Annotated in this window: 11 protein-coding genes; 7 read left to right on the plus strand and 4 right to left on the minus strand. The window is 66.6% G+C overall.

Features of this window, described 5'->3' with window-relative positions:
* Positions 1-35 precede the first annotated feature (35 nt).
* The 4 genes from WCE59_RS07775 to grxC all read right to left on the minus strand — a co-directional run bounded on the left by WCE59_RS07775 (position 36) and on the right by grxC (position 3290).
* Positions 36-1346, minus strand: coding sequence for a Na+/H+ antiporter NhaC family protein (locus WCE59_RS07775; RefSeq protein ID WP_343258176.1), 1311 nt, complete (start codon positions 1344-1346; stop codon positions 36-38).
* 139 nt (positions 1347-1485) lie between these two features.
* Entirely contained in the window at positions 1486-2493 is a 1008-nt protein-coding gene (locus WCE59_RS07780) for an isocitrate dehydrogenase (protein ID WP_343258177.1), read from the minus strand.
* Positions 2494-2601: 108 nt separating this feature from the next.
* Positions 2602-2994, minus strand: a complete 393-nt coding sequence (locus WCE59_RS07785; RefSeq protein WP_343258178.1) for a carboxymuconolactone decarboxylase family protein — start codon at positions 2992-2994, stop codon at positions 2602-2604.
* Positions 2991-3290, minus strand: coding sequence for a glutaredoxin 3 (gene grxC, locus WCE59_RS07790; protein ID WP_343258179.1), 300 nt, complete (start codon positions 3288-3290; stop codon positions 2991-2993). Before grxC ends, WCE59_RS07785 begins: the two co-directional genes overlap by 4 nt.
* Positions 3291-3524: 234 nt before the next feature.
* On the opposite strand from grxC, the gene WCE59_RS07795 reads away from it, so the two are divergent.
* The 7 genes from WCE59_RS07795 to WCE59_RS07825 all read left to right on the plus strand — a co-directional run bounded on the left by WCE59_RS07795 (position 3525) and on the right by WCE59_RS07825 (position 13348).
* Entirely contained in the window at positions 3525-5171 is a 1647-nt protein-coding gene (locus tag WCE59_RS07795) for a M48 family metalloprotease (RefSeq protein ID WP_343258180.1), read from the plus strand.
* A 102-nt stretch (positions 5172-5273) separates the two neighbouring features.
* Positions 5274-5963, plus strand: coding sequence for a phosphate regulon transcriptional regulator PhoB (gene phoB, locus WCE59_RS07800; RefSeq protein ID WP_343258181.1), 690 nt, complete (start codon positions 5274-5276; stop codon positions 5961-5963).
* Positions 5964-5993: 30 nt separating this feature from the next.
* A complete protein-coding gene (phoR, locus tag WCE59_RS07805) occupies positions 5994-7319 on the plus strand; it encodes a phosphate regulon sensor histidine kinase PhoR (RefSeq protein ID WP_343258182.1) in 1326 nt (441 codons plus the stop codon).
* Positions 7316-9394, plus strand: coding sequence for a polyphosphate kinase 1 (gene ppk1 / locus WCE59_RS07810; protein WP_343258183.1), 2079 nt, complete (start codon positions 7316-7318; stop codon positions 9392-9394). The genes phoR and ppk1 overlap by 4 nt, the downstream gene beginning before the upstream one ends.
* A 20-nt stretch (positions 9395-9414) precedes the next feature.
* Positions 9415-10929: a Ppx/GppA phosphatase family protein gene (locus WCE59_RS07815; RefSeq protein ID WP_449284134.1), complete on the plus strand. Its 1515-nt coding sequence runs from the start codon at positions 9415-9417 to the stop codon at positions 10927-10929.
* 87 nt (positions 10930-11016) lie between these two features.
* On the plus strand, positions 11017-11493 hold the full coding sequence (locus tag WCE59_RS07820) for an LEA type 2 family protein (protein ID WP_343258185.1): 477 nt from the start codon (positions 11017-11019) through the stop codon (positions 11491-11493).
* Positions 11494-11563: 70 nt separating this feature from the next.
* Positions 11564-13348: an acyl-CoA dehydrogenase C-terminal domain-containing protein gene (locus WCE59_RS07825; RefSeq protein ID WP_343258186.1), complete on the plus strand. Its 1785-nt coding sequence runs from the start codon at positions 11564-11566 to the stop codon at positions 13346-13348.
* Position 13349 lies beyond the last annotated feature (1 nt).

The raw sequence follows: 13349 nt of genomic DNA on the forward strand, positions 1-13349 counted from the left end.
CCTTTTTTCATCGTCATGTTGCATGGGCGGCGCTCCTAGGGAGTGGGCACCGGCTTCGATGGCCACAGAATGAAGCCGACCGCCACGACCGCGAGGATCCAGCAGTAATACACCTTGCCTGCCAGCGCCAGCGGAGAGACCGCCGACAGTGACGCCGCCAGCAGGATCTGTGCCCCGTACGGCAATACCCCCTGCATCACGCAGGCGAAGATATCCAGCACGCTCGCCGAGCGGCGCGGACTGATCCCGTGATGCTCGGCGATATCCTTCGCCACGCTGCCGCTGATCAGGATCGCCACGGTGTTGTTGGCGGTGAACGCGTCGGTGGTGGCCGAGAGTGCCGCGATGCTGAATTCCCCCGTCCGCCGACCGCGATGGCCGCGGGCAATGCGCGAGATGATCTGCGTCAACCAGGCCAGTCCTCCGCTGGCTTTCATCAACGCACTCAATCCGCCGATCAGCAGCGACAGCAGCAGGATCTCCACCATGCTGTCAAAGCCCATCCAGATATCGCCCACGTAGGCCACCGCGTCATAGCCGTCCCCGATCACCAGCCCGAACACACCTGCCAGCGCCAGGCCGATCGCCAGCACCACCAGCACGTCCAGGCCGGCCACCGCCAACACCAGCACCACCAGATACGGCAGGGCCAGCCACGGCGACACCCCGCTGGCCGCCTGTTCCACCGGGGCTGCATCTCCCAGGAACAGCAGCAGTCCCATGGTGACCAGCGCGGCGGGCGCGGCAATGCGGAAGTTCTCCCGGAATTTGTCGCGCATCTGCGCACCCTGGGTGCGGGTGGCGGCGATGGTGGTATCGGAGATCACCGACAGGTTGTCGCCGAACATCGCCCCGCCGATCACCGCCCCCACCACCAGCACCCGATCGAACCCCGCGGCATCTGCCACGCCCAGTGCAATGGGCACCACCGCAGCGACTGTGCCCATCGAGGAGCCGATCGCAAGGGAGATGAAACAGGCCAGCAGGAACAAGCCAGGCATGACCAGCGAAGCCGGCAATGCTCCCAGACCGAGCGCCACGACCGCGTCCACCGCACCGATCGCATTGGATACATAAGCAAATGCGCCAGCCAGCAGATAGATCAGGCACATCAGCACGATGTTCGAATCGCCCATGCCCTGCAGCAGCACTTCCCCGGCCTTCAATCCGCGAAAGTGCGCCAGACAGGCTGCCAGCGCCAGCGCTGGCAGGATCGCCACCGGCGCGCGCAGCTGGTAGAAGCCCATCGGTTCGCCCTGGGCGGTGAAGTACAGGCCGGCACCGAAGAACAGGGCCAGAAACAGCAGCAGCGGCGTGAGCGCCAGCGCGCTTGCGCGGGTGGTCATGGACGGTGGTTCCCCAGGGCGAAAGCATCGATTGTGTCCGGGTTCGTCCCGCGCGTCACTGTCCGCGGCGGGATGATCGGATACGAAAAACGGGACGCTGTGCGTCCCGTTTTCGTGTTGCATCCGGTGGCTCGGGCGATCAGAGGCGGCTGACGATTGCCTGTGCGTAACCCATGGTGGTGCCGGTGCCGCCCAGATCCGCGGTCAGCGAATCCTTGGCTTCCAGCGTCGCCACGATTGCGTTGCGCAGGCGTTCGGCCTGGTCCGGCATGCCGATGTGGTCAAGCATCTGCGCCGCGCCCAGCAGCAGCGCGCCCGGGTTGGCCTTGCCCTGCCCGGCGATGTCGGGCGCGGTGCCGTGCACGGCTTCGAAGATCGCGACTTCGTGGCCGATGTTGGCGCCCGGAGTCAGCCCCAGGCCGCCGATCAGGCCCGCGCACAGGTCGGAGACGATGTCGCCGAACAGGTTGGTGGTGACGATGACGTCGAACTGCTCGGGGCGCATCACCAGCTGCATGCAGGCGTTGTCGACGATCATTTCACTGCACTCGATCTCCGGGAACTCCGCGGCCATCTCGCGCGCCACCTTCAGGAACAGGCCCGAAGTGGTCTTGAGGATGTTGGCCTTATGGACCACGGTGACCTTCTTGCGGCCGGTGCGGCGGGCCATCTCGAAGGCATAGCGGACGATGCGCTCCGAGCCCTTGCGGGTGACCTTTGAGATCAAGGTCGCGGTCTCGCCGTCCTCGGTGATCTCCTGGCCTTCACCGGTGTAGAGGCCTTCGGTGTTTTCACGCACCGTGATCAGGTCGACGTCGCCGGGGAAGCGGGCCAGCGTGTTCGGGTAGGTCCGCGCCGGGCGCACGTTGGCGTACAGGTCGAAATGGCGGCGCAGGGCCACGTTGATCGAGCTGAAGCCCTCGCCGACCGGCGTGGTCAGCGGGCTCTTGAGCGCAACCTTGTTGCGCTGGATCGATTCGAGCGTGGCCGCGGGCAGCAGTTCACCGTGCTTTTCCAGCGCGGCCAGGCCGGCGTCGGCCTCTTCATAGCTCAGGCCGAGATCCATCGCGTCGAGCACGTGCAGGGTGGCATCCATGATTTCGGGGCCGATGCCGTCGCCGCGGATCACCGTGATTTTCTGGGACATTGGGGGGATTTCCGTGCAGAAAGGCACCGCAGCGAACCCGCGGCGCGTGATTGAAAGTGAGCCGCCAATTATGCCGGAACGCCCGGAACCCTGCAGTGCGGGCCGAATTCAGTCGTGCGAATGCCCCGCCGGAGCTTCAGCTTCGCCGCACTCCAGCTGGTCCAGAAAGTCCACCGCCCGGCGCAGGTGCGGGATCACGATCGAACCCCCGACCACCAGCCCGATCGAAAACGTTTCGAACAGCTCCTGGCGGCTGGCGCCGGCGCCACGGCACTGGGCCACGTGGTAGCTGATGCAGTCATCGCAGCGCAGCACCAGCGAGGCCACCAGCCCCAGCAGCTCCTTGGTTTTCACGTCCAACGCGCCGTCGGCATAGGCCTGGGTATCCAGAGCGAAGAACCGGCGTACCACCTGGTTGGGCTCGTCCAGGATGCGTTTGTTCATGCGCTCGCGGAAAGCGGTGAACTCGGCGACGCGGTCACCCTCGGTTTCTGCGCTCATGCGCCCTCCTGCGGCGCATCGCCGGACAGCAGCGCGTCCAGCTTGCCGGCGCGGTGCAGCGCGATCATGTCGTCGTAGCCACCCACATGGTTCTCACCGAAGAAGATCTGCGGCACCGAGGTGCGTCCGGTCCGCTCGACCATGCGCTCGCGCTCGGTCGGGTCCTGGTCGATGCGTACTTCGGTCCACTCCAGGCCGCGGCCCTTGAGAAACTGCTTGGCCGCATTGCAGTAGGCGCAGATGGCACTCGTATACAGCGTGATGGGGGGCTGGGCGGCGGTCTGGGCGTTATCCAAGGCAGGCTCCGGAAACTTGATGCGGCGGAAGGTGTCCAAAGTGTGGGTACGAGCGGCCGGTTTTTCCAGTGCAGGCCCGTACACTGCCGGCGCACACGCCCTTGCCGGGCTTTTTCCAGATGAGGATTAACGGGTGATTCACTCCCTGCCCGCCCGGGGGCGTCATTCTCTTCACCATTCCTCTTGTAACAGCCCCTTCCACGTCTCCTGACTTCCGGACCCGCCACACACCCGATGCGCGCCTTCCTGATTGCAGCCCTGCTCACCCTGGTCTTCGCCGGCAGCCATGCCGCGGCGCAGGAGAACCGGCTGCCCGACATCGGCTCCTCGGCCGGCACCGTGCTCAGCCCCTCCCAGCAGGAGGAATATGGCGAAATGCTGCTGGCCCAGCTGCGCCATTACGACATGGTGCTGGAGGATCCGCTGATCGATCACTGGCTGCGCACCACCGGCAACCGGCTGGCTTCGGCCAGCGACCAACCGCGCCAGTCGTTCACCTTCTTCATGATGCGCGACCGCTCGATCAACGCCTTTGCCACCCTGGGCGGTTATATCGGCGTCAACGTCGGGCTGGTGCTCACTGCGGAAACCGAAGATGAAGTCGCCGCGGTGATGGCGCATGAAATCGTCCACGTCACCCAGAGCCACGTCCTGCGCAGCGTCGAGCGCGCGCAGCGCGACAGCATGCCAATGCTGCTGGCCATGCTCGGCGCAATTGCGCTGGCCGCCAGCACCGACAGCAGCTCCTCGGGCGATGCCGGCATGGCTGCGATCGCCTCGATCCAGGGCCTGGCCCTGCAGCGCCAGATCGACTACACCCGCTCCAATGAGTCCGAGGCCGATCGCATCGGCATGCGCACCCTGGCCCGCAGCGGCTACGACGTGAACTCCATGGCCAGCATGTTCGAGCGCATGCAGGCCGTGTCGCGCGTCAACCAGGGCACCGAACGCGAACGCCTGCCGGACTACCTGCGCACCCACCCGGTCACCACCACCCGGATTGCGGAAGCGCGCCAGCGCGCGGAGCAGCACGCCGGCCGCGGCAGCGTGGTGGCCACCACCTCCACGCCGGATGCGGTGCTGACCGAGCGCGTGCGGGTTCCCACCGGCACTGTCACCGCCCCGGCGCCGGGACGCCCCAGCAATCCCCTGCTGCCGGGCAACCTGCAGCTGCCTGTCCTGGGCACAGGTGCCGCCGACCCGGTCATCTTCGGCTGGGCACGCGAGCGCATGCGGGTTCTCAGTGCCAACACCACCCGCCAGGCGATTACCGAATACGAGGCCATGCGCCGCGCCGAGCCGCTCACCGACGCCCAGCGCTACGGTCTGGCCCTGGCCCGCATGCGCGCCGGCGAAGTGGCTGGTGCTGCCAACGAGTTCGCTGCCCTGCTGCAGGAGCATCCGGGCGATCGCTGGCTGGCCCTGGCCCTGGCCGAAGCCCTGGCCAAGTCGGGGCGTCTTGAAGAAGCCGACGAGCGCTTTGAAAACATGGTTCGGCGCATGCCCAACGACCGCGCCGTGGCCCTGACCTATGCGGCCATGCTGGTGGAGCGCAATACGCCGGAGGCCGGCGTCCGCGCCCAGGCGCTGTTGCGACCGCTGCTGCGTTCGGCCACCGACGATCCGGTGTTCCAGCGTACTTTCGCCCGCATCAGCGAAATCGCCGGCGATACGGTCCGGGCCGGCGAGGCCTGGGCCGAGGCTGCCTACCTGAGCGGCCGTGCCGAACAGGCGCTGGTGCAGCTCAACAACCTGCGCCGGCGCGATGACCTGGACTACTACGCACGCGCCCGCATTGACGCCCGCATTGCCGCCATTACGCCGACCGTGCTTGAGCTGCAGCGCCAGGGCATCCATGACGACGACCTGCGCCGCCGCTGACCCCCTGCACGCCGATGTCATGATGCGGTCACAAATCTGTCGTCTAATCCATCTGTCGTCTAATCCAGACTACGGTCAAGCAGGCAGGTTGTGACAACACAGATGCAGAAACGGATCCTGATCGTCGACGACGAGCCCGCCATCCGCGAGATGGTGGCTTTCGCCCTGCGCAAGGGCGAATACGAACCGGTCCATGCGGGTGACGCCCTCCAGGCGCAGTCCGCAATCGCCGACAAGGTCCCTGACCTGATCCTGCTTGACTGGATGCTGCCCGGCACCAGCGGTCTTGAACTGGCCCGTCGCTGGCGCCGCGATGACCTGACCCGCGAAGTGCCCATCATCATGCTCACCGCCCGCGGCGAGGAAGACGACCGGGTGGGCGGACTGGAAGCCGGCGTGGATGACTACGTGGTCAAGCCGTTCTCCGCACGCGAGCTGCTGGCCCGGATCCGTGCGGTGATGCGCCGCTCGCGCGAAGACGACGAGGATGGCAGCGTCGTTCTTGGTGGCCTGCGTATCGATGGCGCGGCCCACCGGGTGTTCGCCAACGAGGAGCCGCTCAACATCGGTCCTACCGAATTCCGCCTGCTGCATTTTTTCATGACCCACCCTGAGCGCGTCTACTCACGCACGCAGCTGCTCGATCATGTCTGGGGCGGCAGCGTGTACGTCGAGGAGCGCACGGTGGACGTGCATATCCGCCGCCTGCGCAAAACCCTCGAGCCGAGCGGCCTGTCGGGCATGGTGCAGACCGTGCGTGGTGCCGGTTACCGCTTCTCGACCGCTGTGTGATTCATCGCCCGGGCGCCTAGACTGATGCGGATGTCCGCCCATGCGCCCCCTCCCCTGAGCAGGTCACTGGCCCGTCCGCTGGTCGTGCTTCTGGTGGCGCTTGCCCTGGGTTTTGCACTCGGCCACCCCTGGCCGGCGCTGGCGATTGCCGCGCTGGGCCTGCTGGCCTGGCAGCAGCTGAGGCTGCGGAAACTGGTACGGCGCCTGGCCTCCCGCCAGCGCGTGGCCCTGGACCAAGGCACCGACACCTGGAGCGACCTGCAGCAGTTGCTGCATCGCAACCAGGATGAACATCGCAATCGCGTCCAGCGGCTGGTTGAAATGCTGCGCGCCTACCGCGCTGCCGCGGCCGCGCTGCCCGACGCTGTGGTGGTGCTGGAGCGCAACACCCAGCGCGTGCAGTGGTTCAACGAAGCCGCCAGCGACCTGCTTGGATTGCAGTATCCGGAGGACATCCAGGCGCCGCTCGGAGAGCGCCTGCGGCCGCTGCCGATCGCGCACTGGCTGGCCGCCGGTCGCAACGCCGAGCCGTTGCTCGATGCGGCCTCGCCGGTCAGTCCTGCCATTCGCCTGAGCCTGCGCCTGATCCCGTATTCCGACGAGCTGTGGCTGCTGGTGGCGCGCGACGTGACCAAGCTGGTGCATCTGGAACACATCCGCCGCGACTTCGTGGCCAACGTGTCCCACGAACTGCGCACCCCGCTGACCGTCATCCACGGCTACCTGGAGATGCTCGACCCAGCGGAACAGCCGGAGTGGGCCCCCATCCTGGTGGAAATGCAGCGCCAGTCGCAGCGCATGACCCAGCTGGTGGAAGACCTGCTGACCCTGTCGCGGCTCGAGTCGCAGGACTCGATCAGCGATGAGGTGGTGCCGCTGGATTCCACCCTGGCCACCCTGCGACGCGATGCAGAGGCACTCGGCAAAGGCCGGCACGTGATCAGCATTGAAGACCGCGCCGGCGTGGACCTGCTCGGATCACCGCGTGAACTTCACAGCGCATTTTCCAATCTGGTGTCCAACGCGGTGCGCTATACGCCGGCCGATGGGAGCATTTCAATCGTCATCGATCTGGACGAAGAAGGCGGAGTGATGCTGTCGGTGCGCGACAGCGGCTACGGCATCCCCGCATCACACCTGGAACGCCTGACCGAGCGCTTCTACCGGGTATCCACCAGCCGCTCACGCGACCTGGGCGGGACCGGCCTGGGCCTGGCGATCGCCAAACACGTATTGCAGCTGCACCAGGCCCGGCTGGAAATTTCCAGCGAAGTCGGCCAGGGCAGCGTGTTCACCTGCCGCTTTCCCGCGGGACGCACCCTGCCGCGGACGGCCCTGGAGGATTCTGACCCATGACCGCGCCGATAACCGAAGAACAGGATCCGCTGGCCGATCCGGCCCTGTACCTGAACCGCGAACTGGCCCAGCTGGATTTCAACTTCCGGGTCCTGGCCCAGTCGCAGGACAAAAAGGTGCCGCTGCTGGAGCGGCTGCGCTTCCTGTGCATCTCGTGCACCAATCTGGACGAATTTTTTGAAATCCGGGCCGCTGCCGTACGCCACGCCGGCGAGCTTGGCCTGCCACCGGCGATCGACGGGCTGGCCCCGGTCAACGCACTGCGGCGCTTCCATGAGCGCGCCGCGGAGCTGGTGGACGCGCAATACGCCGTCTGGAACGACGAGCTGCGCCCTGCCCTGACCGACGCCGGCGTGCGCGTCATTGCCCGCAGTGAATGGAACGCGCGTCACCGCCGCTGGCTGGCGGCCTACTTCCACAGCGAAATCATGCCCGTGCTTTCGCCGCTGGGGCTGGATCCCGCGCACCCTTTTCCGCGCATCCTCAACAAGTCGCTGAACGTGGTGGTCGTGCTGAAGGGCAAGGATGCATACGGCCGCATCGGCAACCTGGCCATCGTGCGCGCGCCGCGATCCCTGCCGCGCATCATCAAGCTGCCGCCGAAGGTCTCGGGTGGTGAAGACGACTTCGTATTCCTGTCCGCGGTGCTGTCCGAGTTCGTCCACCACCTGTTTCCCGGCATGGAGGTCAAGGGCGCCTACCAGTTCCGGGTGACCCGCAACTCCGAGCTGATCATGGACGAGGACGAGGTGGAGAACCTCGCCCTGGCCCTGCGTGAGGAGCTGGCCGGTCGCGGCTACCAGCGACCCATGCGGCTGGAAATCGCCGCCGACTGCCCGCGATCGATCGTGCGCATCCTGCTGGAGAATTTCGACCTGCCTGACAATGCGGTGTATCGCATCAGCGGGCCGGTCAACCTGAGCCGCGCGGTGCAGGTGTATGACCTGGTGGAGCGCCCGGAACTGAAATACCCGGCGTTCCAGCCGCGCCAGCTGCGCGGCAGCGACGCCATGTTCGACCTGATCACCGATGAGGACGTACTGCTTCACCACCCGTTCGACAGCTTCAATCCGGTGCTGGAACTGATCCAGCAGGCGGCCGAAGATCCGAATGTGCTGGCGATCAAGCAGACCCTGTACCGCACCGGCAAGGATTCACCGATTGTCGAACACCTGGTCCAGGCCGCCCGCAACGGCAAGGACGTGACCGTTGTGGTGGAGCTGCTGGCGCGCTTTGACGAGGAAGCGAACCTGGGCCTGGCCGGACGCCTGCAGGAGGCCGGCGTGCAGGTGGTCTATGGCGTGGTGGGCTTCAAGACCCACGCCAAGATGCTGCTGATCGTGCGCCGGGAAGGTCGCAAGCTGCGCCGCTACGTGCATCTTGGCACCGGCAATTACCACCCCGGCAATGCCCGCGCCTATACCGATCTGGGCCTGATGACCGATCACCCGGGCATCGGCAGCGATGTGCATCAGATCTTCATGCAGCTGTCGGGGCTGGCTCCGGCGATCGAGCTGGGGCACATGCTGCAATCGCCCTTCACCCTGCATCCCGGGGTGCTGGAGCGGATCGGCCGTGAAACCGAACATGCACGGGCCGGCAGGCCCGCCCGCATCATCGCCAAGATGAACGCCCTCAACGAGCCGCGTGTGATCCGCGCCCTGTATGCCGCTTCGCAGGCGGGCGTAAAGATCACCCTGGTGGTGCGCGGCACCTGCACCCTGCGCCCTGGCGTGCCAGGCATTTCCGACAATATCCGGGTGGTGTCGATCGTCGGCCGGTTCCTTGAGCACCATCGGGTGTACTGGTTCGCCAATGACGGCAACCCGGAGCTGTTCTGCGCCAGCGCCGACTGGCTGGAGCGCAACCTGCTGCGCCGCGTGGAGGCGTGTTTCCCGATCCTTGCGCCAGCCCTGGTGCAACGCATCCACGAAGAAGTGCTGGACAACTACCTGGCCGACAACCTCGACGCCTGGGAGCTGCATGCCGATGGCAGCTATCACAGGGTGGAAGCGGAAGAAGGCGCTCCGCCGCACTCGGCGCAGGCCTGGCTGCTGGAGAAAATCTGCGGATGAAGACCACCGGTTCGCTGGTACTGCCCGGCACCATCGCCAAGTCACTCCAGGATGGCGACACCCTGGCCGCGATCGACATGGGCTCCAACAGCTTCCACATGATCGTGGCGCGGGTGACTCTGGGCCAGCTGCGTGTGGTGGACCGCCTGCGTGAAACCGTGCGCCTGGGCGAAGGCCTGTACGGCAAGGGCCGGCTGCAGGTGGACGTGCGCGACCGCGCCCTGGCCTGCCTGGAACGCTTCGGCCAGCGGATCCGCCGCGTGCCGCCACACCACGTGCGCGCCCTGGCCACCAACGCGGTGCGTCGCATGGCGGTGCCGCGGGACTTCCTGGTGCCGGCCGAATATGCACTGGGCCACGCGATCGAAGTGATCGCCGGTCGCGAGGAAGCGCGCCTGATCTATCAAGGCGTTGCCCACGTACAGCCGCCCAGGCCGGGCGAGCGGCGGCTGGTGATCGACATCGGCGGTGGTTCGACCGAATGCATCATTGGCCGGGGCCTGGACACGCTGGAGCGCGAGAGCCTGCAGGTCGGGTGTATTTCAAGCACCCAGCGGTTCTTCCCGACCGGCAAGCTCACCCGGGAAAAGTGGCAAAGTGCTTTCAACGAGGTTGCGGCCGAGTTCCAGCAGTTCGCCTCCACCTTCCGCGCCATCGGCTGGCAGGAAACGCTGGGCTCATCCGGCACCAACAAGGCCATCGGCGGAATATGCGCGGCCATGGGCCTGACCAAGGGCGCGGTGACCGCACAGGCGCTGCCCATCGTGCGCGATCGGCTGATCGAGGCCGGGCATATCGACGCGCTGGACCTGCCCGGTCTGTCGGAAGAGCGTCGCCCGGTCATCGCCGGCGGCCTGCTGGCGCTGGAGGCGGCGTTCGCCGTACTCGGGCTGGAGCGCATGGCGATCAGCAAGGCCGCCATGCGCGAGGGCGTGCTGTACGACATGCTCGGCCGCGGCGGCGAACATGATCCGCGCGAAGCGGCCATCCACGCGCTCACCCAGCGCTACGGCATCGACGAGACCCAGGCAGCACGCGTGCACACCACTGCACTGCGGCTGTTCGACCAGGTTGCAGAGCAATGGCAACTGGGACCCGACGACCGGCTGATGCTGGGCTGGGCCGCCCGCCTGCATGAGATCGGCCTGACCATCGCCCACAGCCAGCACCACGTGCACGGTGCCTACATCCTGGCGCACTCGGACATTCCCGGTTTCTCGCAGCAGGAGCAGCGCTTCCTGGCCGCGCTGGTCAGAACCCATCGGCGCAAGGTGTCGCGCAGCGCCTTCGATGTCTTGCCCGACCGCCTGCTCGGCGCCGCGCTGCGTCTTGGCATGCTGCTGCGCCTGGCCGTGCTGCTGCACCACTCCGGCGAAGACGAACCAATGCCACTGCCAACGCTGGCGGCAACCGGGTCCATGCTGCGGCTGCAGGTTGATCCGGACTGGCTTGATGCGCATCCGCTGCTGCGCGCCGACCTGGAAGGCGAGGCGGAAGACATCCAGGGCCTGGGGATCGCACTGCGGCTGGACTGAGGCCTTTTCCGGGCCGGCGGCCCGACTGGTGGCAGCGTAGTATTCTGGCCGCATGCCGTCCGCGCAGCTTCCCGGAGATTGCCCCGCATGAAGAAGTGTCTGCCTTTCCTGATCCTGATCACCGCCGCACTGGTGACCGCGTGCAGCACCGGGCCGGTGCGCCGGGTGTCCGAACCGGCCGCCAGCATCCAGCAGCTCACCGTTGAAGCCGATGGCAGCTGGTCGATCGACCTGCGGGTGCAGAACTACAGCAGCATCGCCATGCGCTTTGATCACTTGCAGCTTGAAATGCAGGTCAACGGTGAGGCCGCCGGCAGCCTGCAAGCCAGCCCGCAGCTGCAGATCTCCCAGGAGTCGGCGGACGTGATCAGCGTCGACCTGACACCCTCGGCGCAGGCGCGCCTGCTGCTGGCCGATGCGCTGGCCGCCGGCCGCGGCGTGTCCTATTCCCTGCAGGGCAACACCAGTGCGGCGCCTGTCGATCGCGGCAGCGTCCGCGAGTATCCGATCAAGCGCGAAGGCGTGCTGAGCCCGATGCCCGGCCTGCCGGGCGTGCTGCGCTGACGGCGACTGTCGCCCGCCTGTTGCACCCTCATTTCCGACCCCCTTCCCCCTTCCCAGCCAACGGAATGCCATGTCCAGCTACAAAGCTCCCCTGACCGACATCCGCTTCGTCCTCCACGATGTGCTCAACGTTGAACCGCTGTTCCAGCGCCTTGGCCTGGACGATGCGAGCCGCGATGTGGTGGATGCGATTCTCGAAGAAGGCGCACGCTTCACCGAAGCGGTCCTGGCACCGCTCAACAGCGTTGGCGACGAGATCGGTTGCAGCTTCGACAAGGCCACGGGTGCGGTCACCACCCCGCCCGGCTTCCGCGAGGCCTATGAGCAATATGTGGATGGCGGCTGGCCGGCGCTCAACGCGCCGCCGGAGTTCGGCGGCCAGGGCCTACCGCACACCCTGGGCATGTCACTGAAGGAAATGATCGACGCGGCCAACCTGGCCTGGGGCAACTTCCCGCTGCTCTCGCACGGCGCGGTGGAAGCACTGCTCCACCACGGCGACGACTGGCAGCGGAACACCTTCCTCAAGCCGCTGGTGGACGGTCGCTGGACCGGCACCATGTGCCTGACCGAGCCGCACTGCGGCACCGACCTGGGCCTGCTCAAGACCCGCGCCACGCCGAACGCGGACGGCAGCTACCAGATCAACGGCACCAAGATCTTCATCACCGCCGGCGAGCATGATTTCACCGACAACATCGTGCACCTGGTGCTGGCGCGTCTGCCCGACGCGCCGGAAGGCTCGCGGGGGATTTCCCTGTTCGTGGTGCCCAAGCGCAAGGTGGACGCGGAGGGCAATTCCGGCGAAGCCAACGGCGTGCGTTGCGGCGCGCTGGAACACAAGATGGGCATCCACGGCTCGGCCACCTGCGTGCTGAACCTGGACGACTCCCAGGGCTGGCTGGTGGGCGAACCGAACCGCGGCCTGATGGCAATGTTCACCATGATGAACTCCGCCCGCGTGGCCGTCGGCCTGCAGGGTCTGGGCCTGTCCGAGCGCGCCCTGCAGAACGCCCTGGCCTATTCCCGCGAGCGGCTGCAGATGCGCTCCCTGTCCGGTCCCAAGGCACCGGACAAGCCCGCCGATCCGATCATCGTCCACCCGGACGTGCGCCGCATGCTGCTGACCTGCAAGGCGCTGGTGGAAGGCGGCCGCCTGCTCGGCACCCACGCAGGCACCCTGGTGGACACCGTCGCCCACGCCAAGGATGCCGAGGAGCGCAAGCAGGCCGACACCCTGCTCGGGTTCCTCACCCCGATTGTCAAAGGCTGCCTGACCGAGTGGGGCATCGAGTGCACCTACAACGCCATGCAGTGCTTCGGCGGCCACGGCTACATTGCCGAACACGGCATGGAGCAGCTGGCCCGCGACGCCCGCATCACCACCCTCTACGAAGGCACCACCGGCATCCAGGCGCTGGACCTGATGGGCCGCAAGACCATGCAGCTGGAGGGTGCGGGACTGCGCCTGTTCCTGGGCATGATCGACGAGTTCTGCAATGCCAATGCGGATGACGCCCTGGTGGCCGAGTTCATCGCACCGCTGCGGGCCGCTGCGAGCGAGTGGCAGGCGCTCACCGGCGCCATCGCCCAGCGGGCCGCCGGCAACCCGGAAGAGATCGGCGCCGCATCCTGGGACTACCTGTTCTATTCGGGCTACGTGACCCTGGCGTACTGGTGGGCCCGCAGCGTGGCCGCGACCGCTGACAGTGCACAGCCCGCAGCGTTCAAGCAGGCCAAGCTGGAAACGGCGCGCTTCTACTTCGCCCGCATCCTGCCGCGCACCCGGGCGCACAAGGCCGCGATCGAAAGCGGCGCGGATGCGCTGATGTCACTGGACGCCGAGGCTTTCTGAG

The organism is Luteimonas qiangzhengi (assembly GCF_039548515.1).
Classification (GTDB): Bacteria; Pseudomonadota; Gammaproteobacteria; order Xanthomonadales; family Xanthomonadaceae; genus Luteimonas.

Excerpts from the sequence above, each read along its gene's own strand:
- WCE59_RS07775 (WP_343258176.1), bottom strand. The coding sequence starts at position 1,346 with ATGACCACCCGCGCAAGCGCGCTGGCGCTCACGCCGCTGCTGCTGTTT.
- WCE59_RS07780 (WP_343258177.1), bottom strand. The coding sequence starts at position 2,493 with ATGTCCCAGAAAATCACGGTGATCCGCGGCGACGGCATCGGCCCCGAA.
- WCE59_RS07785 (WP_343258178.1), bottom strand. The coding sequence starts at position 2,994 with ATGAGCGCAGAAACCGAGGGTGACCGCGTCGCCGAGTTCACCGCTTTC.
- WCE59_RS07795 (WP_343258180.1), top strand. The coding sequence starts at position 3,525 with ATGCGCGCCTTCCTGATTGCAGCCCTGCTCACCCTGGTCTTCGCCGGC.
- phoB (WP_343258181.1), top strand. The coding sequence starts at position 5,274 with ATGCAGAAACGGATCCTGATCGTCGACGACGAGCCCGCCATCCGCGAG.
- phoR (WP_343258182.1), top strand. The coding sequence starts at position 5,994 with ATGTCCGCCCATGCGCCCCCTCCCCTGAGCAGGTCACTGGCCCGTCCG.
- ppk1 (WP_343258183.1), top strand. The coding sequence starts at position 7,316 with ATGACCGCGCCGATAACCGAAGAACAGGATCCGCTGGCCGATCCGGCC.
- WCE59_RS07820 (WP_343258185.1), top strand. The coding sequence starts at position 11,017 with ATGAAGAAGTGTCTGCCTTTCCTGATCCTGATCACCGCCGCACTGGTG.
- WCE59_RS07825 (WP_343258186.1), top strand. The coding sequence starts at position 11,564 with ATGTCCAGCTACAAAGCTCCCCTGACCGACATCCGCTTCGTCCTCCAC.